This window comes from Actinoallomurus liliacearum (assembly GCF_039542035.1).
GTDB lineage: Bacteria > Actinomycetota > Actinomycetes > Streptosporangiales > Streptosporangiaceae > Actinoallomurus > Actinoallomurus liliacearum.
In genome coordinates this window covers 749,760-773,863 of the sequence record NZ_BAABHJ010000008.1, presented here as the reverse complement: position 1 = coordinate 773,863, position 24,104 = coordinate 749,760, and the positions used below count along the sequence as shown (strand labels likewise).

Annotated in this window: 24 protein-coding genes, 1 pseudogene and 1 riboswitch; of the genes and pseudogenes, 14 read left to right on the top strand and 11 right to left on the bottom strand. The window is 71.1% G+C overall.

All coding sequences use genetic code 11. The features are described from left to right. Positions 1–177 precede the first annotated feature (177 nt). Positions 178–1,173, top strand: coding sequence for a sulfotransferase family protein (locus ABD978_RS18380; protein WP_345355309.1), 996 nt, complete (start codon positions 178–180; stop codon positions 1,171–1,173). A 177-nt stretch (positions 1,174–1,350) separates the two neighbouring features. On the opposite strand, the gene ABD978_RS18375 is transcribed toward ABD978_RS18380, so the two are convergent. Then, a complete protein-coding gene (locus ABD978_RS18375) occupies positions 1,351–2,781 on the bottom strand; it encodes an alpha,alpha-trehalose-phosphate synthase (UDP-forming) (RefSeq protein ID WP_345355306.1) in 1,431 nt (476 codons plus the stop codon). 265 nt (positions 2,782–3,046) lie between these two features. Continuing rightward, positions 3,047–3,212: riboswitch (SAM riboswitch) on the top strand. A 15-nt stretch (positions 3,213–3,227) separates the two neighbouring features. Here ABD978_RS18375 and thrC point away from each other — a divergent pair. The 4 genes from thrC (at position 3,228) to groL (ending at position 7,537) form a co-directional block, all read left to right on the top strand. Next, positions 3,228–4,472, top strand: coding sequence for a threonine synthase (gene thrC / locus ABD978_RS18370; protein WP_345355303.1), 1,245 nt, complete (start codon positions 3,228–3,230; stop codon positions 4,470–4,472). Then, the gene (locus ABD978_RS18365; RefSeq protein WP_345355300.1) at positions 4,469–4,747 is read left to right on the top strand and encodes a MoaD/ThiS family protein; all 279 of its coding nucleotides are present in this window, start codon (positions 4,469–4,471) and stop codon (positions 4,745–4,747) included. Before thrC ends, ABD978_RS18365 begins: the two co-directional genes overlap by 4 nt. A 505-nt stretch (positions 4,748–5,252) precedes the next feature. Then, positions 5,253–5,453, top strand: a complete 201-nt coding sequence (locus ABD978_RS18360) for a cold-shock protein (RefSeq protein WP_252778085.1) — start codon at positions 5,253–5,255, stop codon at positions 5,451–5,453. Between the two features lie 452 nt (positions 5,454–5,905). Continuing rightward, on the top strand, positions 5,906–7,537 hold the full coding sequence (gene groL, locus ABD978_RS18355) for a chaperonin GroEL (RefSeq protein WP_345355294.1): 1,632 nt from the start codon (positions 5,906–5,908) through the stop codon (positions 7,535–7,537). A 95-nt stretch (positions 7,538–7,632) separates the two neighbouring features. Here groL and ABD978_RS18350 read toward each other — a convergent pair whose 3' ends face one another. After that, positions 7,633–7,773: a hypothetical protein gene (locus ABD978_RS18350; protein WP_345355291.1), complete on the bottom strand. Its 141-nt coding sequence runs from the start codon at positions 7,771–7,773 to the stop codon at positions 7,633–7,635. Between the two features lie 251 nt (positions 7,774–8,024). Beyond that, a complete protein-coding gene (locus ABD978_RS18345) occupies positions 8,025–8,507 on the bottom strand; it encodes an HXXEE domain-containing protein (RefSeq protein WP_345355288.1) in 483 nt (160 codons plus the stop codon). Between the two features lie 59 nt (positions 8,508–8,566). On the opposite strand from ABD978_RS18345, the gene ABD978_RS18340 reads away from it, so the two are divergent. Both ABD978_RS18340 and ABD978_RS18335 read left to right on the top strand, forming a co-directional pair. Continuing rightward, on the top strand, positions 8,567–9,139 hold the full coding sequence (locus tag ABD978_RS18340) for a TetR/AcrR family transcriptional regulator (protein ID WP_345355285.1): 573 nt from the start codon (positions 8,567–8,569) through the stop codon (positions 9,137–9,139). Between the two features lie 35 nt (positions 9,140–9,174). Next, a complete protein-coding gene (locus ABD978_RS18335) occupies positions 9,175–9,765 on the top strand; it encodes an LURP-one-related/scramblase family protein (protein ID WP_345355282.1) in 591 nt (196 codons plus the stop codon). Between the two features lie 73 nt (positions 9,766–9,838). Here the strand turns inward: ABD978_RS18335 and ABD978_RS18330 are convergent, their stop codons facing one another. Further along, positions 9,839–9,973, bottom strand: a complete 135-nt coding sequence (locus ABD978_RS18330; RefSeq protein ID WP_345355279.1) for a hypothetical protein — start codon at positions 9,971–9,973, stop codon at positions 9,839–9,841. 106 nt (positions 9,974–10,079) lie between these two features. Between ABD978_RS18330 and ABD978_RS18325 the strand changes: the two genes are divergently transcribed. Continuing rightward, entirely contained in the window at positions 10,080–11,009 is a 930-nt protein-coding gene (locus tag ABD978_RS18325) for an EamA family transporter (protein ID WP_345355276.1), read from the top strand. A gap of 196 nt (positions 11,010–11,205) precedes the next feature. Here ABD978_RS18325 and ABD978_RS43915 read toward each other — a convergent pair. Both ABD978_RS43915 and ABD978_RS18315 read right to left on the bottom strand, forming a co-directional pair. Continuing rightward, positions 11,206–11,304 (bottom strand): annotated as a pseudogene (locus ABD978_RS43915) (type II toxin-antitoxin system RelE/ParE family toxin); the annotation flags it as partial. A gap of 134 nt (positions 11,305–11,438) precedes the next feature. Further along, positions 11,439–12,137, bottom strand: a complete 699-nt coding sequence (locus ABD978_RS18315; protein ID WP_345355272.1) for a TetR/AcrR family transcriptional regulator — start codon at positions 12,135–12,137, stop codon at positions 11,439–11,441. A gap of 121 nt (positions 12,138–12,258) precedes the next feature. On the opposite strand from ABD978_RS18315, the gene ABD978_RS18310 reads away from it, so the two are divergent. Continuing rightward, positions 12,259–12,705 (top strand): nitroreductase family deazaflavin-dependent oxidoreductase, encoded by a 447-nt coding sequence (locus ABD978_RS18310; RefSeq protein WP_345355269.1) that lies wholly within the window; start codon positions 12,259–12,261, stop codon positions 12,703–12,705. Positions 12,706–13,016: 311 nt separating this feature from the next. On the opposite strand, the gene ABD978_RS18305 is transcribed toward ABD978_RS18310, so the two are convergent. The 3 genes from ABD978_RS18305 to ABD978_RS18295 form a co-directional block, all read right to left on the bottom strand. Beyond that, positions 13,017–14,669: a DNA repair helicase XPB gene (locus ABD978_RS18305; RefSeq protein ID WP_345355265.1), complete on the bottom strand. Its 1,653-nt coding sequence runs from the start codon at positions 14,667–14,669 to the stop codon at positions 13,017–13,019. A gap of 74 nt (positions 14,670–14,743) precedes the next feature. Continuing rightward, complete coding sequence (locus ABD978_RS18300; protein WP_345355262.1) at positions 14,744–15,208, bottom strand: hypothetical protein; 465 nt, start codon at positions 15,206–15,208, stop codon at positions 14,744–14,746. 74 nt (positions 15,209–15,282) lie between these two features. Next, the gene (locus ABD978_RS18295; RefSeq protein WP_345355259.1) at positions 15,283–16,527 is read right to left on the bottom strand and encodes an MFS transporter; all 1,245 of its coding nucleotides are present in this window, start codon (positions 16,525–16,527) and stop codon (positions 15,283–15,285) included. Between the two features lie 77 nt (positions 16,528–16,604). Between ABD978_RS18295 and ABD978_RS18290 the strand changes: the two genes are divergently transcribed. After that, positions 16,605–17,345, top strand: a complete 741-nt coding sequence (locus tag ABD978_RS18290) for an AraC family transcriptional regulator (protein ID WP_345355256.1) — start codon at positions 16,605–16,607, stop codon at positions 17,343–17,345. Positions 17,346–17,451: 106 nt separating this feature from the next. After that, positions 17,452–17,889, top strand: a complete 438-nt coding sequence (locus ABD978_RS18285) for a pyridoxamine 5'-phosphate oxidase family protein (protein WP_345355253.1) — start codon at positions 17,452–17,454, stop codon at positions 17,887–17,889. A gap of 22 nt (positions 17,890–17,911) precedes the next feature. Here ABD978_RS18285 and ABD978_RS18280 read toward each other — a convergent pair whose 3' ends face one another. Beyond that, positions 17,912–20,248 (bottom strand): helicase-associated domain-containing protein, encoded by a 2,337-nt coding sequence (locus ABD978_RS18280; protein ID WP_345355250.1) that lies wholly within the window; start codon positions 20,246–20,248, stop codon positions 17,912–17,914. Between the two features lie 65 nt (positions 20,249–20,313). Next, a complete protein-coding gene (locus tag ABD978_RS18275; protein ID WP_345355247.1) occupies positions 20,314–21,567 on the bottom strand; it encodes an MFS transporter in 1,254 nt (417 codons plus the stop codon). Positions 21,568–21,828: 261 nt separating this feature from the next. On the opposite strand from ABD978_RS18275, the gene ABD978_RS18270 reads away from it, so the two are divergent. Genes ABD978_RS18270 through ABD978_RS18260 form a run of 3 tightly spaced genes read left to right on the top strand, consistent with a single transcriptional unit; the run spans position 21,829 to position 24,003 of the window. Beyond that, on the top strand, positions 21,829–22,398 hold the full coding sequence (locus tag ABD978_RS18270) for a MarR family winged helix-turn-helix transcriptional regulator (protein WP_345355244.1): 570 nt from the start codon (positions 21,829–21,831) through the stop codon (positions 22,396–22,398). After that, positions 22,395–23,219 carry an ABC transporter ATP-binding protein gene (locus ABD978_RS18265; protein WP_345355241.1) on the top strand — a complete coding sequence of 275 codons (825 nt, stop codon included), beginning with the start codon at positions 22,395–22,397 and terminating at the stop codon, positions 23,217–23,219. Before ABD978_RS18270 ends, ABD978_RS18265 begins: the two co-directional genes overlap by 4 nt. Continuing rightward, complete coding sequence (locus ABD978_RS18260; RefSeq protein ID WP_345355238.1) at positions 23,131–24,003, top strand: ABC transporter permease; 873 nt, start codon at positions 23,131–23,133, stop codon at positions 24,001–24,003. The genes ABD978_RS18265 and ABD978_RS18260 overlap by 89 nt, the downstream gene beginning before the upstream one ends. Positions 24,004–24,104: the final 101 nt, after the last annotated feature.

Genomic DNA, 24,104 nt, shown 5'->3' with positions numbered 1-24,104 from the left:
ACCGGAGCCGCCGGCTCCGGTCCTGAGGCCTCGCCCGAACTTTCCGGGAAGTACCCCCTGCGGCGTCGGGGTCTTTCCGGCTATCCCTTATCCACTTATTCGACCTGAAATAACGAAAAGTCGATCTTAGGTTAATTCTCACTTACGTTTCATTAACCTTTTTTAGCGTTCCGGCGCATGACCAAGCCGGAACGCCCCGTCTTCGTCGTCGGCTGCCCGAGGTCGGGGACCACGATGCTGCAGCTGATGCTGCACGCCCATCCGCGGATCGCCATCCCGCCCGAGAACCGCTTCGTGATGGCCGCGTACGACGAGCGCCATCGGTTCGGAGACCTGAACGACCCCGAGAACCGGCGCGCCCTGGCGCGCTGGATCGTCGAGCGGAAACAGACGCGCTTCGCGGACCTCGGACTGGACGGCCGGGCCGTGATCGAGGAGATCGTCGCCGGACCGCCGACCCTCGGCTCCGCGCTGGGCATCGTCCTGCGCGCCTACGCCGCGAGGTTCGGCAAACCCCGCTGGGGTGACAAACGGCCCGGCTACTTCCAGCGCATCCCGGCGCTGCGGCGAATGTTCCCCGACGCGCAGATCGTGCACCTGGTCCGCGACGCGCGCGACTGCGTGGCGTCGCTGAAGGAGATGGCCTGGTACAAGCTGGACGTCCAGCACGCCCTCGCCACCTGGATGGAGTCGATCGACGCGGGCGAACGCGCGGCGCGGACGCTCGGTCCCGGCGCCTACCACCGGATGTACTACGAGCGGCTGATCGCCGACCCGCAGGCCGAGCTCGCCGCCCTGTGCGCGTTCCTCGGCGAGGACTTCGACCCGGCGATGTGCGAGCCGGAAAAGGTGGCGGCCGTCGCCGTCCCCGGCCGCAAGACCTGGCACGCGCGGACCCACGGCGCGGTCAGTACGGCGCGGTCGGGCACCTGGCGGGAGCGGCTGACACCGGCCGAACTCGCCCTGTGCGAGACGGTGGCGGCCGACCGGCTGCGGGCACACGGGTACGAACCGGACGGCGCGGGCCGGCCGCCGCTGCCGGACTACACGCGCTACCTGCGCGTGGCCGCGCATCGCAGGCTCGCCGCCCGCAAGCGCGAGGCGAAGGACCTTTTGCGGCGCCGGGACGAGCCGTCCGAGGTGGCCGCCCGGCTCACGAGCGCGACCGTGTGACGGGCCTCCGGGCTCCGGCGCCGGCGCCGAGCACGAGGCTCGGGCCCGGCGCGGCGGACCGGCGCTCTTGACGGCCGACGCCGGTGGTCCCGGCGTCCGCCCGGCGCGGCGAACGCGAGGACTACGGTCGGCGGTCCAGCGTGTCGTGCTGTCCGGCGGACCGGCGGCGCGTGCGGGCTACGGTCGGTGGTCCAGGGCGTCGAGCTGCGCGGCGAACCAGCGCTGCGGCGGCAGGGCCGTCGCGGCGGCGGTCAGCCGGGCGCAGCGCTCGGCGCGCTCGGCGCGCGGCATGAGCAGTGCCTGGTTCAGGGCCTCCGCCGTCTGTGACACGTCGAACGGGTTGATCATCAACGCGTCCTCGTCGAGTTCGGCGGCGGCGCCCGCCTCGCGGGACAGCACCAGGGCACAGCCGTCCTCGGACAGCACCGGCCCCTCCTTGGCGACGAGGTTCATGCCGTCCCGGATCGGGTTCACGAGCAGGACGTCCGCCAGGCCGTACGCCGCGAGCGAGCGCGGATAGTCGTCGTTGACCTGGAGGATCAGCGGCTCCCAGCCCGCGTCGCCGAACTCGTCGGAGATCTCGGCCGCCATCCGCTGCACGGCGGCGGTGTACTCGCGGTACTCCGGCAGGTCGTGCCGCGAGGGGTAGGCGAAGGCCAGGTGCACGACCCGGCCGTGCCACTCCGGATGCTTGGCCAGCAGTTCCCGGTAGGCCGCGAGCCCCCGCACGATGTTCTTGGACAGCTCGGTGCGGTCGATCCGCACGATCAGCTTGCGATCGCCGACCTGCTCGCGCAGCGCCTGTCTGCGGGCCCGCACGTCGGGTTCGGCGGCGCGGGCGCGCAGCGACACGCCGTCGACGCCGAGCCCGTGCACGCCGACCCGGGTGACGCGCCCGGCGTGGACGACCGTACGGGCGACGCGGTCGACCTTCGCCTGCAGCACGGAGGCGCAGCAGTCGATGAACGCGTCGGCCCAGTGCTCGGCGTGGAAACCGGCGTGGTCGGCGCCGAGAACGCCTTCGAGCACCTGGCGGCCGATGTCGTCGGGCATCAGGCGGTAGTACTCCGGTGGCGCCCACGGCGTGTGCGAGAAGTGCGCGATCTTCAGGTCGGGGCGGCGCTCCCGCAGCATGCCCGGGGCGAGCGTCAGGTGGTAGTCCTGGATCGCCACCTTCGCGCCGGGCCGGGCGTCCCGGGCGAGCGCGTCGGCGAACGCCGCGTTGTACGCCTCGTACGACTGCCAGTCCCGCCGGGAGCGCGCGTCGAAGTGCGGGCTGTTCGGGGTGTCGTACAGCATGTGATGGACGAACCACAGCGTCGAGTTGGCGACGGCGTTGTACGCGCGGTGGAAGGTGCCGACCGGGATGTCCAGCATGCGGACCGCGCCGGCGCCGTACTCGTCCAGCCGCCCGTCCTCCGCCCGGCGGACCGCGGCGCGGTCGGCGTCCGACAGCGCCGCGCAGATCCACAGGATGTCCCCGTCCAGGCCGGCCATGGCCGAGACCAGACCGCCGCCGCCGCGCCGGACCGAGAGCGTGCCGTCATCGGCGAGCTTGAAGGAGACCGGTCCGCGGTTGGACGCGACCAGGACCTGCGAGTCATCCATGTGGGGAGCGTAACCGGAGGACGTGAACGGGGGGCGAGGAAGGTCCAGTGGTCGGACACTTCGGGATGACATTCCACACAGGTCTCACTCCGGACCGGCCGGGCATGTCACCCCGCTGAATCCGCACGTGGGCAGGGCCTGGCGACGACGCGCCCCCGGACGGGAGCGGGCCGGAACCGGCCGTGCCGGCGTCTCGCGACCTGAGACGCGCTTGGCGGAGAACCGGTCAGTCACGTATACAAGTCGTCAGACGACAACTTAATAACGCTCATCCAGAGGGGTGGAGGGACCGGCCCGTTGAAGCCCCGGCAACCCTCCCGGACATGCGGTTCACAGCGTGCGACGACGCGTCGCCGACTCGCCCCAGCGAGGCCGCCCGGGACAGGTGCCAACTCCGGCTCGTGACCAAGGTGGCACGGGAAAGATGAGGAGAAAGGCCTCGCTTCATGTCGCAGACCGCCGCCCGAAACCTCGGCCCCGCGACCGCATTGACGTGCCGTGAATGCGGACAGTCCTACGATCTGGGCCCTCGCTACGCCTGTGAGCTGTGTTTCGGTCCCCTTGAGGTCTCCTACGACCACACCGGCGTGACCCGGGAGCAGATCGAGTCCGGGCCGCGCAACATCTGGCGTTACCGGGGCCTGCTGCCGGTTCCGACGAACGTCATCGACACGCCGAACACCGAGCCCGGCTTCACCCGCCTCGTACGCGCCGACAACCTCGCCGAGTCGCTGGGCCTGCGGTCGCTGTGGGTCAAGGACGACAGCGGGAACCCCACCCACTCCTTCAAGGACCGCGTGGTGGCGGTCGCGCTCGCCGCCGCCCGTGAGCTGGGTTTCAAGGTGCTGGCCTGCCCGTCCACCGGCAACCTCGCCAACGCGGTCGCGGCCGCGGCGGCGCGCGCCGGCATCCGCAGCGCCGTCTTCGTGCCCTCCGACCTCGAGAGCCAGAAGATCATCACGACGGCGGTGTACGGCGGGACGTTCGTCACCGTCGACGGCAACTACGACGACGTCAACCGGCTGGCCTCCGAGCTCGCCGGTGAGCAGGAGGACTGGGCGTTCGTCAACGTGAACGTGCGGCCGTACTACGCCGAGGGTTCCAAGACCATCGGGTACGAGATCGCCGAGCAGCTCGGCTGGCGGCTGCCCGAGCAGATCGTGGTCCCGGTCGCGTCCGGCTCGCAGCTCACGAAGATCGACAAGGCGTTCCAGGAGTTCATCAAGCTCGGCCTGGTCGAGGACCGGCCGTACAAGATCTTCGGCGCCCAGGCGACCGGCTGCTCGCCCGTCTCGGCCGCGTTCAAGGCCGGCCACGACGTCGTGCAGCCCGTCAAGCCCTCGACCATCGCCAAGTCCCTCGCGATCGGCAACCCGGCCGACGGGCCGTACGTCCTCGACGCCGTGCGCCGCACCGGAGGGGCCGTCGAGGACGTCTCGGACGAAGAGGTCGTCGACAGCATCGGACTGCTCGCCCGCACCGAGGGCATCTTCGGTGAGACGGCGGGCGGTGTGACGCTGGGCGCGCTGCGCAAGCTCCTGTCGACCGGTGTGCTCGACCCCGACGCCGAGACCGTGTTCATCAACTCCGGCGACGGTCTCAAGACTCTGGACGCGGTGGCCCCGGTCGCCAAGCCGTCCGCGAACATCGCCCCGACCCTCGAGGCATTCCGAAAGGCAGGTCTGGCGTGAGCTCGATCAGTGTCCGCATCCCGACGATCCTGCGCAGCTACACGGGCGGCGAGGCCGAGGTGAAGGCGACGGGATCGACCGTGCGCGAGGTCGTCGCCGACCTGGAGGCCAACTACTCCGGCATCGCCGCCCGCATCCTCGACGACAACGGCAGGATCCGGCGGTTCGTCAACGTGTACGTGGGCGAGGAGGACGTGCGGTTCGCCGACGGCCTCGACACGCCCACGCCCGACGGCGCCCAGATCTCCATCATCCCGGCCGTCGCCGGCGGCTGAGCCGCTGAACCTGCGGTTGAACCGCGGAGTTCGCGGCCGATCTGCTGATCCGTCGAACCTGCGGCTGAGCTGCGGAACCCGCGGCCGTCGTCCCGGGCGGCGACGGCGCTCACGGGTGACACCCCGTGAGCGAGAGTCCCCGCGATCCCCGGTGCTCACCGAGTCCATCGACTCGGTGAGCACCGGGGATCGTGCGTTGGGCCGCCGAAATGTCGGACTCGAGGTGCTCTGCTCCACGCTCCTGAGCGGGAATTGCGTTTTCCTTATCCGGATTTTTGGACATCGGCGGTTAGTTCCGGTTCGGGGATCCCGACTTTTGACCAGCATCGGCCGCCCGCACTTCTGGGGTAAAGGCTGTTCCACGGACGGTAGCCGTGTGTAGGGTCGGCGATGGCCGCCGCAGCCGAGTCGGCGGGCGATCGACGGGTTCCGCAGTGGTCCGCGGGCTCGAATCAGTAACCGTGACCAATGGTTGCGGGAATTGCCCTGGTGGGAGTTGTTTGGAATGGCGCAAGGCACCGTCAAATGGTTCAACGCGGACAAAGGCTACGGCTTCATCGCGGTCGACGGTGGCAGGGATGTGTTCGTGCACTACTCGGCCATCGTCGCGGATGGCTACCGCAGCCTCGAGCAGGGGCAGCGGGTCGAGTTCGAGATCACGCAGAGCGACCGCGGACCGCAGGCGGACGCGGTTCGGGCGCTCTAAGTCCCATAGCCTGACGGAGGCCCGGCGCTTCGGCGCCGGGCCTCCGGCCGTGGAGCACGCTCCGGCGACCGCCGCCCCGCCCCGGGCCTTCGGGCGCACACCCGCGCCGCCTGGATCGCACCCTGGCTCGCCGGCCGCCGGGATCGTCCCTTCACCCCTCGTCCGGCGTGCGTCCTCCCCGTACGACCACACGCCTTCTCGCCTCGGCCTATACGGGTGAAGCCGCATTGGCGAGATGTTCACCCTGGTGAGGGTCGACTCCGCTTGCACTCTCAGGGGGAGAGTGCTAAACAAGCGGTTGGCACTCTAGTATTGAGAGTGCCAACCAAGTGATCGAGGCGATGAGGCCTCGCATCCGGCGACGGAATGGAAGTCGTCGGGTGGGGTCGTCCGTCGCGGGCGTCGACTCGATCCGCGTGAAAGCCACCCCGTTCCGGGAGGATCTGGAGCCTATGGCTGCAAAGATGATCGCGTTCGACGAGGACGCGCGACGCGGCCTCGAGCGCGGCATGAACCAGCTTGCCGACGCCGTGAAGGTGACCCTCGGTCCCAAGGGCCGTAACGTCGTTCTGGAGAAGAAGTGGGGCGCTCCCACGATCACCAACGACGGTGTCTCCATCGCCAAGGAGATCGAGCTCGAGGACCCGTGGGAGAAGATCGGGGCCGAGCTCGTCAAAGAGGTCGCGAAGAAGACCGACGACGTAGCCGGTGACGGCACGACGACGGCGACCGTGCTGGCCCAGGCGCTGGTCCGTGAGGGCCTGCGCAACGTGGCCGCCGGCGCCAACCCGATGTCCCTGAAGCGGGGCATCGAGTCGGCGGTGGAGCGCGTCAGCGAGCAGCTGTCCCACATCGCCAAGGACGTCGAGACCAAGGAGCAGATCGCCTCCACGGCCTCGATCTCCGCCGGCGACACCTCGATCGGCGAGATGATCGCCGAGGCGATGGACAAGGTCGGCAAGGAAGGCGTCATCACGGTCGAGGAGAGCCAGACCTTCGGTCTGGAGCTCGAGCTGACCGAGGGCATGCGCTTCGACAAGGGCTACATCTCGCACTACTTCGTGACGGACCCGGAGCGTATGGAGGCCGTCTTCGACGACCCGTACATCCTGATCGTCAGCTCGAAGATCTCGGCGAACAAGGACCTGGTTCCGGTTCTGGAGCAGGTCATGCAGGCCGGCAAGCCGCTGGTCATCATCGCCGAGGACGTCGAGGGCGAGGCCCTGGCGACCCTGGTCGTCAACAAGATTCGCGGTGTCTTCAAGTCCGTCGCCGTCAAGGCCCCGGGCTTCGGCGACCGCCGCAAGGCCATGCTGCAGGACATCGCGATCCTGACCGGTGGCCAGGTCATCAGCGAGGACATCGGCCTCAAGCTGGAGAACACCACGCTGGACATGCTCGGCCAGGCCAAGCGCATCGTGGTGACCAAGGACGAGACCACGGTCATCGATGGCGCCGGTAACCCCGACGACATCTCCGGCCGGGTCAACGAGATCCGCGCGGAGATCGAGAACTCCGACTCCGACTACGACCGCGAGAAGCTCCAGGAGCGTCTCGCCAAGCTGGCCGGCGGCGTGGCCGTCATCAAGGCCGGCGCGGCGACCGAGGTCGAGCTGAAGGAGCGCAAGCACCGCATCGAGGACGCCGTGCGCAACGCGAAGGCGGCCGTCGAGGAGGGCATCGTCCCCGGCGGTGGCGTGGCGCTGCTGCAGGCGAGCGTCAGGGCGTTCGAGAAGACCGACCTTGAGGGCGACGAGGCGACCGGTGCGCAGATCGTGCGCCGTGCGCTGGAGGAGCCGCTGAAGCAGATCGCGGTGAACGCCGGCCTCGAGGGCGGCGTCGTGGCGGAGAAGGTTCGCAACCTCGAGCCGGGCTTCGGCCTGAACGCCGCGACCGGCGAGTACGTCAACATGTTCGACTCGGGCATCATCGACCCGGCGAAGGTGACGCGCTCGGCGCTGCAGAACGCCGCGTCCATCGCGGCGCTGTTCCTCACCACCGAGGCGGTCATCGCCGAGAAGCCGGAGAAGGAGAAGGCTCCGGCCGGCGCTCCCGACGGTGGCATGGGCGGCATGGACTTCTGAGTCCACTCGCTTGAGGGGCGGTTCCCGGTGCTGGAACCGCCCCTTTCGCATGCCCAGGGCTCGGCCGCCGCTTCGTGGGCAGGCACCGCCCGCGATCAGCGTTTCAGGAGTCTGCTGTCGAATCCGGCGTCCACAGGCCGATGGTAGGCGGCGGTCACCTGGTCGGAGAGCTGTTGGGCGATGGCGAAGCCGAGTTCGGGATATTCGATGATGCGCTGGAGGTCGCCGACGAGCATACGGCTTGCTGATCAACAGCACCGAGGAGGTCTCGACACCCGCCTGCTGGAGTGCTTGTCGGGACAGGGTGATGTTGTCGCCGGTGTTCTTCGCGCACGGTTCGACGATGCTCGCGGAGCGGGGTACGCCCAGGGCCATGGCGTGTTCGGTGTAGTGGACGGCTTCGCCGCCACTCCGTAGCGTTCGGGTCATCGCGTCTCGGCGTTAGACGAGGAGCACTTCATGGGGATATCGGACAAGCGGCGGGGGCTCAGCCGCCGCCTCGGGCCGAGGCCGCCCGGGCGGCGGCCACGGCGAGGGGAGCGCAGGCCAGCACGCCGAGTGCCACGGGCACGGTGCGGCGCAGGCCGCGCCGGGTGACCGCGCCCTCCCGTACCGCGCCGCGCAGCACCGCGAGGCCGATCGGCAGGTTGAGTCCGACCGCGGTGGCGAGGCCGGGGGCGTAGCCGCGCGCGACGACGGCCGCGGGGACGTGCGGAAGCGCCACGTTGAGCAGCATGACCCCGGCCATCCCGGCCGGCAGGTACGGCTTCCACGGGGCGGGGCGGCCGGTCGTTCCGACGGCGACGGCCGCCACCCCGAGTCCGGAGATCGCCGCCATGAGCCCGTTCAGCGAGGATTGATCGAGCCGGCCGGCGGCCCCGGGAAAGCGGCGCATCGTGAGCGCCTCCTCGGCGTTGTGCAGGGCGAAGGCGCCCGCCAGCGCCCACGACCACCGTCTCCACCCGACCATCCCCGCCTCCTTAACGAAACCGTCGGTAGCGTAAATGGCGGCTGGCATAATACGCAACCGTGAGTATCGGAAGGCCGCGTGACGCAGCGCGTGACCGCGCGATCCTCGTGGCGACGCTCGACCTGCTGGCCGAGGCCGGGTACCCCGCCCTCCGGATCGACGAGGTCGCACGCCGGGCCGGAGTGGCCAAGACGACCATCTACCGGCGCTGGCCGTCCAAGGGGGAGATGGTCCTCGACGCCATCGCCGCACAACTGGGGGACCGGTCGATCGAGGAGACCGGCGACCCCCTACACGACCTTCGCCGGCTGCTCGAGGTCACGTACGAGCGACTGGCCGAGACCGTCGCCGGCCGGGCGCTCCCGGCCCTCGCCGCCGAGATCATGGGGGACGCGGGCCTCGCGGAGGAGTACCGCCGCCGGTTCGTCCACCCGCTCCGGGAGCGCGCGCGAGCGCTGATCGGCCGGGCGATCGACCAGGGCCTGCTGCGGAGCGACGTCGACCCGGACCTCCTCATGGACGCGGTGGCGGGTCCGTCCCTGTACCGGCCGATCGCCCTGGGCGTCCCGGCCCCCGCCGGGTCGGCCTCCGCCGTCTTCGACCTGGTGATCCACGGAGCGCGGAATCATTAGGACATCGGTCCGATCAAGGTCGTAAGCTTCCGGCCGTGGATCTCTTCAACTCCCCCGTCCTGCTCGTCGAGCAGCCCAAGAAGGTCTTCGCCGTCGAGTCCCGGTACACGGTCTTCAACGGTCAGGGCCAGCCGGTCGCCACGGTGGGGGAGCCCAACCTCTCCGGTGGCAAGAAGGCCATGCGCTTCATGTTCTCGGAGTACTCGGGCAACACCCGGCACACCCTGCACGTCGTACGGCCCGACGGCATGCCGATGCTGATCATCGACAAGCCCTTCGCCCTGATGACGCCGAAGGTGCAGATCAGCTGGCCGAACGGCGCGCCCATCGGCGCGATCCAGTGCCACTTCGGCCTCCGGCCTCGGTTCACGCTGCTCGACCCGCAGGATCGCCAGCTCGGCGAGATCCGCGGCGACTTCTTCGCCTGGGACTTCACGATCACCGACTGGCAGGGCGTCGAGGTCGCCCGGGTGAACAAGCAGTGGGAGGGGCTGGCCGCCGCCTGGTTCACGACGGCCGACCGCTACGCGGTCCAGATCCCGTACCAGCTCCCGGACCCGCTGCGCAGCCTGGTCATCTCGACGGCCATCACGATCGACGTGGTGCTGAGGGAGAACAAGAAGTAGCCGTCACCACCTGATCACTGGCGAACGCTGCCGATAGAGCGCAGCGATCGCCAGTGATCCGCACGGTTCCGGCTCACGTGACGATGCGGGAGTCGTCGCCGAAGTCGGCGATGATCCGGAGCCTCCCGCCGAGCGCCTCGACGTATGAGCGCAGCACGGCGACCTCGACCTCGTTCATGTCGCCGTGCTCGGAGCCGGACTCGTTCACGACGCACAGTCGTGTAACCCGCTGGTTCGGTTGACTTATCCCGGCGTACAGCGTCAATTTCCTCGTCTTCACTCCGGAGTGGCGACGTTATCGTCAGAATCCTCCCATGATCATGCGGAAGGCCGTCACGTGGTCGTATTTCGTGGGTTCCGCGCTGTCCAGCTACCTTGGTCCGGCGCTCACGATGGTGATCTTCGTGCGGCTCGCTCCCGTCGGCACTGCGGCGCTCCGCATCTGGAGCGGCGCTCTCGTGCTGGCGGTGTGGAGGCGGCCGTGGCGGACTCTCAGGGACGCCGGCCCGGCCGGCCGTCGCATGATCCTGGCGTGGGGCGCCGTCCTCGCTCTGCTCAATATCGCCTTCTATCAGGCGATCGCCATCCTGCCGCTGGGCACCGTGGCCGCGATCGAGTTCCTCCCGGTGATCGGTCTGGCGACATTCGGCGCCCGCACACCGCGAAACCTCGCCGCGGTGTTCGCCGTCGCCGTGGGCGTCGCGGTGTTGACCGACGCACGGCTGACCGGAGCGCCGCTCGGGTTCCTCTTCGCCTTCGCCGACGCGCTGATGTTCGCGCTCTACATCGTGGTCGCCCACCGGGCCGCGCGGCATCTGCCCGGGCGGCTTGGAGGCATCGACGGGCTGGCGGCGGCGATGCTGGTCGCCTGCGTGGTCACCGCGCCGTTCGCGGCACGGGACGTCGTGCCGGCGCTCGCCGGCCCGCGATCTCTCGCCGCCGCGATCGGTGTCGGTGTCGCCTCGGTGCTGCCGTACGTCTGCGACCAGATGGCGATGGCCCGGATGGCGCGGTCGACCTACGCCCTGCTGCTCTCGCTGCTGCCGGCGACGGCCACGGTGGTCGGCGTGGTGGTGCTGAGGCAGTTGCCCTCGCTCTCCGAGATCATTGGCCTGACGGCCGTCGTGCTCGGTGTCGCTGTGCACGAGCACGGCCCGGATGCCGAGACGTCATCCGAGGAACCGGCGACGGTCGAGGAGGCCGATCCCGCCGCGCCCGCTTCGGCCGACCTGGTCGGTTCATAGCCGCAAGTCCGGGTCTCGGTGCCGATGAGGCCACCGGCCGGAAGGTTCGACCAGTGCCCGTCGTGGTCAAGGGGGCGGCGGGACCAGGGGGCGAGGTTCTTCGGGGAGCGTCGGTGAGTGCCTTCAGGTGCGCGTCGTAGCGGTCATCCGCGATCGGTACGTGTGTTCGGTACCATCCCCGCCAGTCGGCTGCCTTGTCTCCCGCGAGCAATAACACGGCGCATCGTCTCGGGTCGAAGGCGAACAGAATCCGTATCTCGCTGCCGCCTCCCGAGGCCGGGCGAAGTTCCTTCATGTTGTGGTGGCGGGAGCCCTTGATTCGGTCAGGCTTTTCGAGCAAGTGATACATGCCGCGCTATCGAGCGGAAACTGCGGGTGAGCGCCCCGGTTCTCTGTCGCTGGAGCGACGGGAAACCGGGGCGGAAATGGCTATGGGAGGCCGATCAGGTCGGCTAGGCGGGCGACGCTGTAGTCGAAGAAGGCGTCGGCGGGGTCGAGGCTGTTGGCGTACTGGCCGAACAGCTCGAAGGTGATCATGCCGAACAGCTGGGTCCAGGCCGTGGCGCTGCGGATGACCACGCCGTGCGGGATGGCGGACGCGAGGACGGCCGCGATCCGGTCCGCCTGGTCGATGAGGGTCGGTGGGAGGGGCGCCTTGTCCGTGCGGACGGTCAGCGCGCCGGCCTCGTGGGCGTCGCGGACGATGGCCAGGAGCGCCGTGGGCACGCGGGAGCCGGGGGCGATGGTCGCCTCGGGGGCGTGGTAGCCCGGCACGGGCGAGCCGTAGACGAGGGCGTACTCGTGCGGATGCGCGGTCGCCCAGCGGCGCGTGGCCCGGCAGGCCGCCTCCCAGCGGCCCCGGAAGTCGGATGAGAGGACGGCGCGGTCGGCGGCCTCGATCTCGGCGGCGAGCGCCTCGTACGCGTCGATGATCAGCGCGGTGAGCAGCTCGTCGCGGTTCGCGAAGTAGCGGTACAGGGCCGAGGAGACCATGCCGAGCTCGCGGGCGACGGCGCGCAGCGACAGTCCCTGGGCGCCGGAGATCGAGAGTTGGCGGCGGGCGGCCTCCTTGATCTCGCTGATCAGCTCGGACCTGGCCCGCTCGCGTGCGGTGCGGCTCGCGTTCATGTCCCCAGTCTGGCAGCGGACAGATCGGTGCACAAATACGAGAGCACTGCTCTTGCATTCGACTGCTCTCTGGATGCACACTGCTCTCAGACGAGAGCACTGCTCACATAAGGGAGTCGAGATGACCGCCGTTCAGCCGCGTCACGTCCAGGCCGCCGGTTTCGAGGTCTACTTCAACAGGTTCGTGCACTTCCTGACCCGTAAGGGGATCAGCCTTCTCGGCACGCGCATCCTGGCCGTACGGGGGCGGGCCAGCGGCGAGTGGCGCACCAACCCGGTCAACGTGCTCACCTACGACGGCACGCGGTACCTGGTCGCGCCGCGCGGTCACACCCAGTGGGTGCGCAACATCCGCGTCGCCGGCGGGGGCGAGCTGCGGCTCGGCCGGCGAACCGAGGCGATCACGGTCACCGAGGTGCCGGACGAGGAGAAGCCGGCGCTGCTGCGCCAGTACTTCAAGCGGTGGGGCTGGGAGGTCGCCCGGTTCTTCGAGGAGGACATCAAGAAGGCCGACGGCGAGCGGCTCCAGGCCATCGCCGCCACCGTCCCGGTCTTCCGCATCGACTGAGCCCGGCGAGCCCGGCGAGACCGGCGACACGGGCAACGCCGGTGAAATCGCCGATGCAGGGCCTGGCGGGCCGACTTGGAGTCGCGTACGCGACTCCGCCAGAGGCGGATCTCAACCTCTGGAAGAGGTGATCAGATGCGCCGAAAGCTCCTCCTCGTGAATCCTCGGGTCTCAGACTGGGGAGCACGTCAATGGTTCGGCCTCTGTGACGGGCACCTACGACTGCGCGCACAACGACAAGCTGTACGCCTTCTCGGTGCTGTGACCACGGCGGGCCGGCTCCGGGCCCTGGGCCCGGAGCCGGCCCCCGCTCAGATGTCCTCGTCGCTGTGGACGGCGTCGGCGTCGACGATGCGGTAGGCGTAGCCCTGCTCGGCCAGGAAGCGCTGGCGATGGGCGGCGTAGTCCTGGTCCAGCGTGTCGCGGGCGACGACGGAGTAGAACCGCGCGCCCTTGCCCGACGCCTTCGGGCGCAGGACGCGGCCGAGCCGCTGCGCCTCCTCCTGCCGCGACCCGAACGTCCCCGACACCTGGATGGCGACCGCGGCCTCGGGCAGGTCGATCGAGAAGTTCGCGACCTTGGAGACGATCAGGACCTGGAGCTCGCCGCTGCGGAACGCGTCGAACAGCCGCTCCCGCTCCTTGATCTTGGTCTCGCCCTTGATGACCGGCGCGTCGAGGCGCTCGCCGAGCTCGTCGAGCTGGTCGATGTACTGGCCGATGACGAGGAGCTGCTCGCCCCGGTGGCGGCCGACGAGGGCCTCCACGACCTCCGTCTTGGTCGCGGTGGTCGCGCAGAAGCGATAGCGCTCCTCCTGCTCGGCGGTGGCGTAGGCGAGGCGCTCGGAGTCGGTGAGCGTGACGCGGACCTCGATGCAGTCGGCGGGGGCGATCCAGCCCTGCGCCTCCATCTCCTTCCACGGCGCGTCGTACCGCTTCGGGCCGATGAGCGAGAACACGTCGCCCTCCCGGCCGTCCTCGCGCACCAGCGTCGCCGTCAGCCCGAGGCGGCGGCGGGTCTGCAGGTCGGCGGTCATCCGGAAGATCGGCGCGGGCAGCAGGTGCACCTCGTCGTACAGGATCAGGCCCCAGTCGCGGGCGTCGAACAGCTCCAGGTGGGCGTAGACGCCCTTCCGGCGGGTGGTCAGGACCTGGTACGTCGCGATGGTGACCGGCCGGATCTCCTTCTTGGTACCGGTGTACTCACCGATCTCGTCCTCGGTCAGCGAGGTGCGGCGCAGCAGCTCCTGCTTCCACTGGTGGGCCGAGACGGTGTTGGTGACGAGGATCAGCGTGGTCGCGGAGGCGTGCGCCATCGCGGCGGCGCCGACGATCGTCTTGCCCGCGCCACAGGGCAGCACGACGACGCCCGAGCCGCCGTGCCAGAACGACTCGGCGGCGTCCCGCTGGTACGTCCGCAGCTCCCAGCCGTTCTCCTCCAGGCTGATCGCGTGTGCCTCGCCGTCGACGTACCCGGCGAGGTCCTCGGCGGGCCAGCCGAGCTTGAGCAGCGCCTGCTTGAGCGCGCCGCGCTCGCTGGGGTGCACGGCCACGCTGTCGTCGTCGACGCGCTCGCCGAACATCGACTTGAGCTTCTTGGCCCGCAGCACCTCTTCGAGCACCGCACGGTCCGACGACACGAGCATGAGGCCGTGCGTCGGGTGCTTCTCCAGCCGCAGCCGGCCGTACCGGCCCATCGTGTCGGCGACGTCGACGAGCAGGGCGTGCGGCACCGGGTACCGCGCGTACGTGATGAGCGCGTCGATGACCTGCTCGGCGTCGTGGCCCGCGGCGCGGGCGTTCCACAGCGCGAGCGGGGTGATCCGGTAGGTGTGGACGTGCTCGGGCGCGCGCTCCAGCTCGGCGAACGGCGCGATCGCCTTCCGGCAGGCGTTCGCCGCGTCGTGGTCGACCTCGAGCAGCAGGGTCTTGTCGGACTGGACGATCAGCGGGCCGTCGGTCACGTGATGCCTTTCTGGCGGTGGGGTCTCAGTGTCCAACAGCCGGAGACCCCGTGAGGCTTCCCACGCCCGATCGGTCAGTATGTGGGCGTGCTACCGCCCGTGTTGCTGAACGTGCCGATGGCGAACAGCACCACGATCAGGATGATCGCCAGGACGATGTTGATCCCGAAGCAGATCCACGACCACATGCTGAGCTGCCTGGCGGACTGCGGGTCGGTGTTGTTCCGGTTCATCGACATGGCGGCGAGGATGATCCCGGGCAGCCAGGCGATGCCGCCGCAGCACAGCAGGGCGGAGACGATGTTGGCGACCAGCGCCCCGACCGCGCTCCCGTTCGAGCCGGCGGGTGGCGCTCCGGGCGGCCCGTAGTAGCCGTACCCCTGCTGCTGCCCGTACGTGTTCTGCTGCTGGGCGTACGGGTCCTGCCAGCCGGGCTGGGTGTTCTGCCACCCCTGTTGGCCCTGCTGACCGTAAGGGTCCTGGCCGTAGGGGTTCTGGCCGCTCTGGCCGTACTGCCCGTACGGGTCCTGCCATGTCACGGGAGCCCCCCAGCTCGTAGGTCGAGGGATGTAATCGACACGCCAAGCATGGCGGATAAATCCGACTCATCCGATCACCGTTTGGTTCCATCTTGCCGTGTTGAAGGTGAATTGCCGTTGGCCCCGCCCGGTTCGACCAGGAACCGGCCCAGCACCAGGGCGGCGACCGGGACCCCGCACAGGGCCACGAAGACGCCCTGCGGGCCGTACGCCCGGGCGACCAGGCCGAACACCGGTGAGATCAGACCGCCGACACTGACCCCCAGGCCGAGGGTGACCCCGGCGGCCGTGCCGGGCCGCGTCGGCAGGTAGTCCTGGCCGAGCTTGACGAGCACCGCGAACGGGATGTTCAGCGCGACGCCGCTCAGCACGGCGAACAGCAGCGGGAAGGCGGCCCCGGGGACCAGGCGGAGACCCACCAGCGCGGGAAGGGCCACGACCCCGCCGAGCTGGACCGTGCGGACCAGGCCGATCCGGTCGGCGATGCGGCCCCCGAGGAGCGTCCCGCCGACGCCGCCGACGAGGAAGCACGCCAGCGCCGCGCCGGCGACCTCCCGCGACGCGTGCAGGTGCCGGATCCAGTACAGCTCGATGAACGTGTTCACGCCGAAGAACGCCACCGAGCGCACGACCTCGATGCCGGTCAGCACGAGGAACGGCGGCCAGCGGTCGGTGCCCGTGCGGGCGGCCGCCGCGGCGGCGTCGGCCCCCTGCCGGTGCCGCCGCCGGAACAGGACGAAGCCGACCAGCAGGGCGGGCGGGATGAACAGCGCGAGGGCGCCGACGCCCATCGACACGAGCGCGGGGGTGGCCAGCACCGGCGCCATGAAGAAGCCGACGCTGCCGCCCGCCGCGAACACGCTCATCGCGGCGGCGCTGTCGCCGGCCGTCTCGCGGGCCCCCTTGCCGGCCGCCGGATGGAACATCGACACGCCCAGCCCCGAGACCAGGATCAGCGTCCAGACGAGCCAGTACGAACCGGCGAGGCCCGCGAGCCCGAGCCCCGTCCCCGCGATCGCGACGCCCGCGGCGGCCAGCCAGCCGAGCCGCATCCGGTCGACCGCCAGGCCGATGAACGGCTGGGGCACCGCGCTGCCCAGGGTCGCGGCCATGGTGAGCCCGGACGCCGCGACGTACCCGTAGTGCCGGTCCAGCACGAAGTACGGCACGCTCGCGGGGACCAGCCCCTGGTAGAGATCGTCGACCGCGTGCGCGACCCCCCACAGCCACATGCGGCGCCACGGCGAGGGGCGCGAGGGCGGGTCGCCGGGCGGCCGCTCGAGGGTTTCCGCGCCGGAGTCGTGCTCGTCGGCGGTCATGATCGAGGTCCTGAGTGAGACATGACCACAGGATCCCGAGCGGTGGCCTCGGCGGGCTTCCGCTATTCTGCCGATCGATGTCGGTTTCCCGCCTCGAGCTCGAGGGCTCGACCCGGAAGTCTCTGCCGCACAGCTCCCGGATCGACTGGCACGACCACTCGCGGCACCAGTTGATCTATCCCAGCCGGGGGGTGCTGGAGGTCTCGACCGGCGCGGGCACCTGGGTCGTCCCGCCGCACCGCGCCGTGTGGATCCCCGCCACGGTGGCGCACTCCCACCGCGCGCACGGCCCCACCGAGATGCGCACCCTGCTGTTCGAGCCCGAGGTCAATCCGCTCCGGCTCGACGAGCCCACGGTCCTGGCCGTCACCCCGCTGATGCGCGAGGTGATCGTCGCGCTGACCGACGACGCCGGACTGACCGACCCGCAGCGGCGCAACCTCCAGGCGGTCGCCCTGGACCAGCTCTGCCGGGTCGAGTCGCTCGCCCTGCGCCTGCCCTCCCCGGCCGATCCGCGGCTGCGCGACCTCACCGGCATCCTCACCGACGACCCCGCGGACCGGCGCACGCTGGCGGAGCTGGGCCGGGCCGTCGGGGCGTCCGAACGCACGCTCAGCCGCCTCTTCCGGGAACAGACCGGGATGACCTTCCCGCAGTGGCGCGCCCAGCTACGGCTGCACCACTCCCTCACCCTGCTGGCCACCGGCGCCTCGGTCACCGAGGTCGCCACCGCCAGCGGCTTCCGCAGCCCCAGCGCGTTCATCGAGGTGTTCCGGCACGCCTTCGGCGTCACCCCGGGCCGGTACGCGGGCGGCTAGGAGGCCGGGCGGCGGACGAAGACCCACCGGACACGCCCGGGAACCCGCGCCGAATCTTTGCCGCCGCGGGCGTTGGCGATGGGCGCGGCGCGGCAAGGATCCCCGCGTGAGCCAGGTGATGAGCGTCGAGGAGCGCGAGGCGTTCCTGGCGGGCGTGCGGATCGGCGTGCTGAGCGTCGCCGACGACGGCGGCGACCGCGGGCCGGTCACGATGCCCCTGTGGTACACCTACCGGCCCGGCGGCGAGCTGTACTTCATCACCGGCGCGCACAGCCGCAAGGCCGAGTCGATCCGGGAGGCCGGCCGGGTCTCGCTCTGCGTGCACAACGACGACCCGCCCTACCGGTACGTCACCGTCGAGGGACCGGTCACGGCCGTCGACGAGCCGGCCGGCGAGACCGAGCGCGCCGAACTGGCCCACCGTTACCTGGGACAGGAGCTCGGCGACCGCTACCTGCGGAGCACCAGCGACGAGGGTCTCGCGCTCTTCCGGGTCCGCCCGGAACACTGGTGCAGCGCCGACTTCGGCAAACGCTCGGAGTGACCGACCCGGGTGACCGACCCGCTCAGGACGACCCGTCGACCTCCGCGACGCCGGTGATGCGGTGTAGCGCGAACCGCTGGACGGCGGCCCGTGTCGCGTCGTACGCGGTGAGGAACCCGCCCTCCACCCGGGCCGGCTCGATGATGCGGCTGGATGCCTGGCCCTGCTGGTCGAGGTAGCCGATCCACACGCGTGCGCCCCGGTCCGCGGCCTGCCGTAGCTGCTTGACCATCGCCATGGCGGGGGAGCGCGGCGGCGCGCCGGCCGGGGCGGTGGTCCGGGAGGCGCGCTCGCCCGCCTGGAGCGCGCGTACGGCGGCCGTCACGACCGACTGGTCCGGGCCCGCGACGCTGATCTGGGAGTGGTGCGCCGGCTCGTACGTGCCGTGGGTCGTCTCGGCGCGCCGCGCGTCGAGACGAGTGATCACGACCGAGCCCTCCGGCGACTCGGCCACCGGCGCGTACCCCAGCGTGCGCAGCGACTCCAGCAGCTCGCCCCGGGAGGCGCGCGAGGCCAGGACGGTCGGCGCGAGGCGGTGCAGCCGGAGCTGTTCCGACCGCCGGTCCGCGAGGATCTCGTCGAGCACGGCCGGGTCGTCGCAGCGGACGTACGCCGAGGCGACGCCGACCCGCAGCCGGCCGTGCCGCCGGGCGACGTCCTCGATGAGGTACGTCAGCGGCTGCGGCACGTCGGTCGCCGAATGCCGTTTCAGCAGGTCGATCAGCTCCGCCGCGCCACGGCCCGCGTCGAGGGACCGGCGTACGGACGTGGGCGTGAAGCGGTAGACGGTGGCGCCGCCGGTCGACTCGACGTCGGCGGCCAGCGCCAGCTCGCGGGCCAGGTCGCTGACGAGCGGGCCGGGGGCGACCGCCGTCAGGTCGGCCTGGATCAGCACGTGGTCGACCGGCTCGGGCAGCACCTTGGCCAGCACCTTGCCCGCGTCGGCGCCCGCCAGGAGGGCACGGGCGTGGCCGGACAGCGCGCCGAGCCCGGTGACGCCGAGCGTCTCCGCCTCGCGCAGCGTCCAGCCGACGAGGCGCTCGCGCAGCGTTCCGCCGCGCCGGGGCTGCTGCCAGGTGAGGTAGGCGAAGACCTCCCCGGCGTTCGGCGCCGTGCCCGGCTCGGCATCGGACAGGGCGCCCAGCACCGACCGGCGCACCTGGGGCGCGCTCACCCGTACGGCCTCGTCGGACAGCGCGTTGATCAGCCGGTCGCGGTCGTCGCGCTCGCCCGCGAGGCCGGGCGCGCGGTCGGTCAGCAGCCAGGCGGCGGCCAGGTCGCTCCACCGGCGTTCGACGTCGCGCAGCCGCCACAGGTCGTACGCCTGGGTCGGCAGCCACCACGCGCCCGCGGGCCCGTCGTGGTCGCCGTCGCGGCCGAGCAGCCCGGCGGCGTACGCGACCTCGATCAGCAGCGCGGCCGTCCACTCGGGCACGTCCAGCCCGGTGGCCGTCGCGCGCAGGTCGCGGATGCCGAGACCGCCGCCGCGCAGCACGCCGGGCGGGTCGACGCCCCAGCGTTCGAGCAGCTCCTCGACGGTGCGCACGAAGGTGAACGCCTGGCCGCCGGCGGTCCGGTCGACCAGCCGGGCGGCGCGCGCGGTGCCGCCGAGCCGCGGCGGCGCCGTCCGCAGCTCGGTGAACACGCGGCCGCTCCGCAGGTGCAGGCCGACCTCGCGGGGCAGTGTCACCGTGCGGTCGTCGGTCGCGGCGAGCAGGCCGCGCGCGAGGAGGCGTTCGATGGGGGAGGCGGCCGTGGCGAGGGTGACGGGCCGGCGGGCGCCCTCGACCCGGCCGACCGGCGGTCCCCACGTGAGCCGGTCGAGGGCGGCCCCGGCCTCCGGGCCGGCGTCCTCGATCAGCGCGCCGACCCGGCCGGGGAGCTCGTCCACCGACTCCAGGCCGAGGTCGCCGAGCAGCTCGGCCAGCCGGTCGGACGGGTAGGCCGCGAAGGCCTCCCGGAGCGGCGGCCCCAGACCGGCCGGGTGCGGGATGACCTGCCGCCCACCGGGCACCACCCGCAGCGCGTCGTCCTCGCCCCACACCAGGGCGAGGACGCGCAGCCGATCGACGGTCTCCCGGACCCGGGCGGCGTCGGACGGCCCGGCGGAGACGGCGGCCAGGAGGTCGCCGTACGCGACGGGCGAGGGCAGGACCAGGAACGCCTCGAAGAGGTCGAGGGCGAGCCGGTCCAGGCGGTCGAGCGCCCGCGACACGGCGGATGCCGCGGAGGCCCGGGCCGCCAGCGCTCCCATGTCCGCGGGCACGGGCGTGATCAGCTCGGGACGGGCCGCGAACAGGGCGCGCAGATCCTCGTCGTCGCGCGCCCTGAGCCAGTCGGCGTAGGTGTCCGTGCTCACGACCACAACGGTATTCGCGGATGACGACCTGATGGTCCCGAGCGCGGGATCGAATCGACCTGTCGTCAGGGGGTCGCGCCGACCTCGGCGCCGGCCAGGCGGCCGGCGGAGAGCCGGTCTCCCCTGTTCACGAAGGTCAGCGCGGTGGCGGACGCCAGCGCGAGCAGCAACAGCACGAGCCACGGCAGGCCCGCCATGTCGAGGGTGTGGGACAGACCGATCGCGGCGGCGCTGAGCAGGTTGCCGAAGACGGAGCCGACCCCGGACAGCAGGTTGTTGACGCTGTAGTACGTCCCGACGCCGCGGTCACCGGCGAGGTCGGCGATGGTGGACATCTCGAACGGGAAGACCATCATCGTGCCGATGGTCAGGATCGCCGCGCACAGCATGATCGGGAACAGCCGGACGAGCGTCCCGCCGTGCGCGGGCGGCAGCATCAGCGGGACGAACGCGACGCCCATGATGACGAGGCCGCGCACCATGGCCTGACCGGGCGTCCAGCGCCGCTCGCACCACAGCGTGAGCCGGACCTGCCCGGCGAGGCCGAGGATCGCCGACACGACGAACAGCGCGGTGATGCCGGCCCGCCCACCGGACACGTGGCGTACCTCGATCGGGAGCCCGAACGTGAGCTGGTGGACGAGCGAGTACGACGCGAACATCGTGAGGGCGAAGGCGACGAAGACGCGGTCGCTGAGAGCGTCCTTCCACTCGGACCAGAATGGGCGATCCGAGCCCTGGTGGGTGCCGGGGCAGGACGGCAGCAGCCGCCACTGCACCAGCGTGAGGACGGCGAAGATCGCCGCGGACGTGAGGCACATCGCCTCGAACCCCGCGTGCATCATCGGGATGCCGGCGATCGGGCCGACCAGCACGCCGATCCGGCGGCAGACGCCCGCCAGGGCGAACGCCTCGGCCTTCCGCTCGCTTTCGACCTGGGCGAGGTAGGCGCGCCGGGAGGGGACGAACAGCGCGCGGGCGAGCCCGCTGAAGATCGACGCCCCGATCAGCCACGGCACCGCCGCGGACAGGCCGAACAGCGCGCAGGCGATCGCCTCCAGCCCGCATCCGACCACCAGGACCGGCTTGTAGCCGATGCGGTCGGCCAGGGTCCCGGTCATGGCGAACAGGCCCTCACTGAAGTGGCGGAGCCCGAGGACGAGGCCGACGAGCCAGACCGCCAGCCCGATGTGGTGCGTGAGGTGGTCGGCGAGGTACGGCGCGATCATGAGGAGCCCGGCCATCTCCCCGATCTCGTTGACCAGCAGGATCTTGGCGGGACGGCCCAGAGCCACGAACCCCCGCACCGTGGCGATCACTGCTGTTCCTTTCGTACGGACATGGCGCTCCGATCCGAATGTCGGGGCGGGCCGGAGGCAGGGCGGGGGGTCCGGGCCTGGGGTCCGCGTCGGCCACGCCTGATGGCCGACCACTCTATGGAGCGTCCGCTTTACCATCCGTGACGAGTAACCCGATGGGCGGAGGTCACTTCCCTCGTCGCCACATCCTCACCGGTCACGCGTGTCCCGGGAACCCCAGCCGAGTTGATTACCTCTGCTAAGGAGGTAATATCCGGATTTATGGGTAGTGATGGCGTCCGGCTGGGCGGCGACCTCATGGACGTGACCATGGCGATGCGCCGCCTCGTACGGCGCAGGCTGCGCGACGCGTCGCCACCGCCCGACCTGCGTCCGGCGCAGGTCGAGCTCATGGTGGTCGTCGACCGCAACCCCGGGATGAGCGTGGCGGCGGCCGCGCGCGAACTCCGGCTCGCCGACAACTCGGTCAGCACCCTGGTGAACCAGCTCGTACGGGCCGGGATGTTGCGCCGGGAGACGGACCCGGACGACCGCCGGACCGCCCGGCTGGAGGTCACCGACGCGGCGCGCCGTCGCATCGCGGACTGGCGCGACCGGCGGGCGCGCCTCGTCGGAGCCCGGCTCGAGGAGCTGTCCGAGGAGGACCGGGAGACGATCACCGCGGCGCTGCCCGCCCTGCGCCGGCTGCTCGGCCGCCTGGCCGAGCCCACGGACGGCGCCCCGCGCGCCGTCCCGAACGGCGAGGCGGGCGGTGTCGGGGGCGGTGCCGCGAACGATGGCCCGGACGGCGCACAGGAACACCCATCTTCCGACAACGGGGGTGAGGCATGAACGGCGAGAGCGGACCGGCCGATCGACATGCGGTCGTATGTCGGGGGCTGCGGCACGCGTTCGGCGACAAGGTCGCGGTCGACGGGGTCGACCTCGACGTGGCAGAAGGAGAGATCTTCGGCCTGCTGGGGCCGAACGGAGCCGGCAAGACCACGACGATCCGGCTGATCACCACGCTGCTGCCGGCCCAGCCCGGCATGGTGGAGGTGTTCGGGCTCGACGTCGCACGGCACCGGATGGCCGTACGCCGGGCGATCGGCTACCTGCCCCAGCAACTGTCCGCGGACGCCGCGCTGACCGGGCGGGAGAACGTCGAGCTGTTCGCCCGGCTGTTCGACGTGCCGCGCCGGGAGCGCAAGGAACGCGTCGAGGAGGTCCTGGCCGCCGTCGGGCTCGCCGACGCCGCCGAACGGCGCGCCCAGACGTACTCCGGCGGGATGATCCGGCGACTCGAGCTGGCCCAGGCCCTCGTCAGCGCGCCGCGCCTGCTGATCCTGGACGAGCCGACGATCGGCCTGGATCCGGTCGCGCGCGACGGCGTCTGGGAGCGGATCCAGGAGGTACGGCGCGCGACCGGCATGACCGTCCTGGTCACCACCCACTACATGGACGAGGCCGACCAGCACTGCGGCCGGATCGCCCTGATGCACCGGGGCCGGGTGCAGGCGCTCGGCTCCCCGTCCGAACTCAAGTCCGGGCTCGAACCGGGCGCCACCCTGGAGGAGGTGTTCCGTGCCTACACCGGAGACCGGCTCGACGAGCCGGGGGACGGCTTCCGCGACGCCCGCCGAACTCGGCGCACCGCGGGCCGGCTCGGCTGAGCCGGCGCACCCTCGCGCCCCCTGGCGGCTGCTGCTCGCCCGGGTCGCCGCGATGTGCATCGTCGAGCTGCAGAAGATGCGGCACGACCGGACAGAGCTGTACACCCGCGCGATCCAGCCCGCGCTGTGGTTGCTGATCTTCGGGGAGACGTTCTCCCGGATCAAGGCCATACCGACCGGGAAGGTTCCCTACCTGGACTACCTCGCACCGGGGATCCTCGCCCAGTCCGCGCTGTTCATCGCGATCTTCTACGGCATCCAGATCATCTGGGAGCGGGACGCGGGCGTGCTGGCCAAGCTGCTCGTGACGCCCACTCCGCGGGCCGCGCTGGTCACCGGCAAGGCGTTCGCCGCGGGGGTGCGCTCGCTGGCGCAGGCCGTCGCGATCCTCGTGCTGTCCGCGCTGCTCGGCGTGGCCCTGACGGTCAACCCGCTGCGGTGGCTCGGGGTGGTCGTGGTCGTCATGCTCGGCACGGCGTTCTTCTCCTGCCTGTCCATGACCATCGCCGGGCTGGCCATGTCCCGCGACCGGCTGATGGGCATCGGTCAGGCGATCACCATGCCGCTGTTCTTCGGCTCGAACGCGCTGTACCCGGTCGACCTGATGCCGGGGTGGCTCCAGGCGATCAGCCACATCAACCCGCTGAGCTACGAGGTCGACGCGCTGCGCAACCTGCTCATCGGCACGCCGGGGCACCTGCTCCTCGACATCGGCGTGCTCGTGGTCGCCGCGATCGCGGGGATCGCCGCCGCGTCGGCGCTGCTGGGCCGCCTGGTCCGCTGAGCCGACCGAACCACTGAGCCGACCGAACCGCTGGTCCGGCCGGTCCACTGGACCGGCTGGGCCGGTCGGTCCGCCGGCCGGCTGGGCCGGTTGAACCGCTG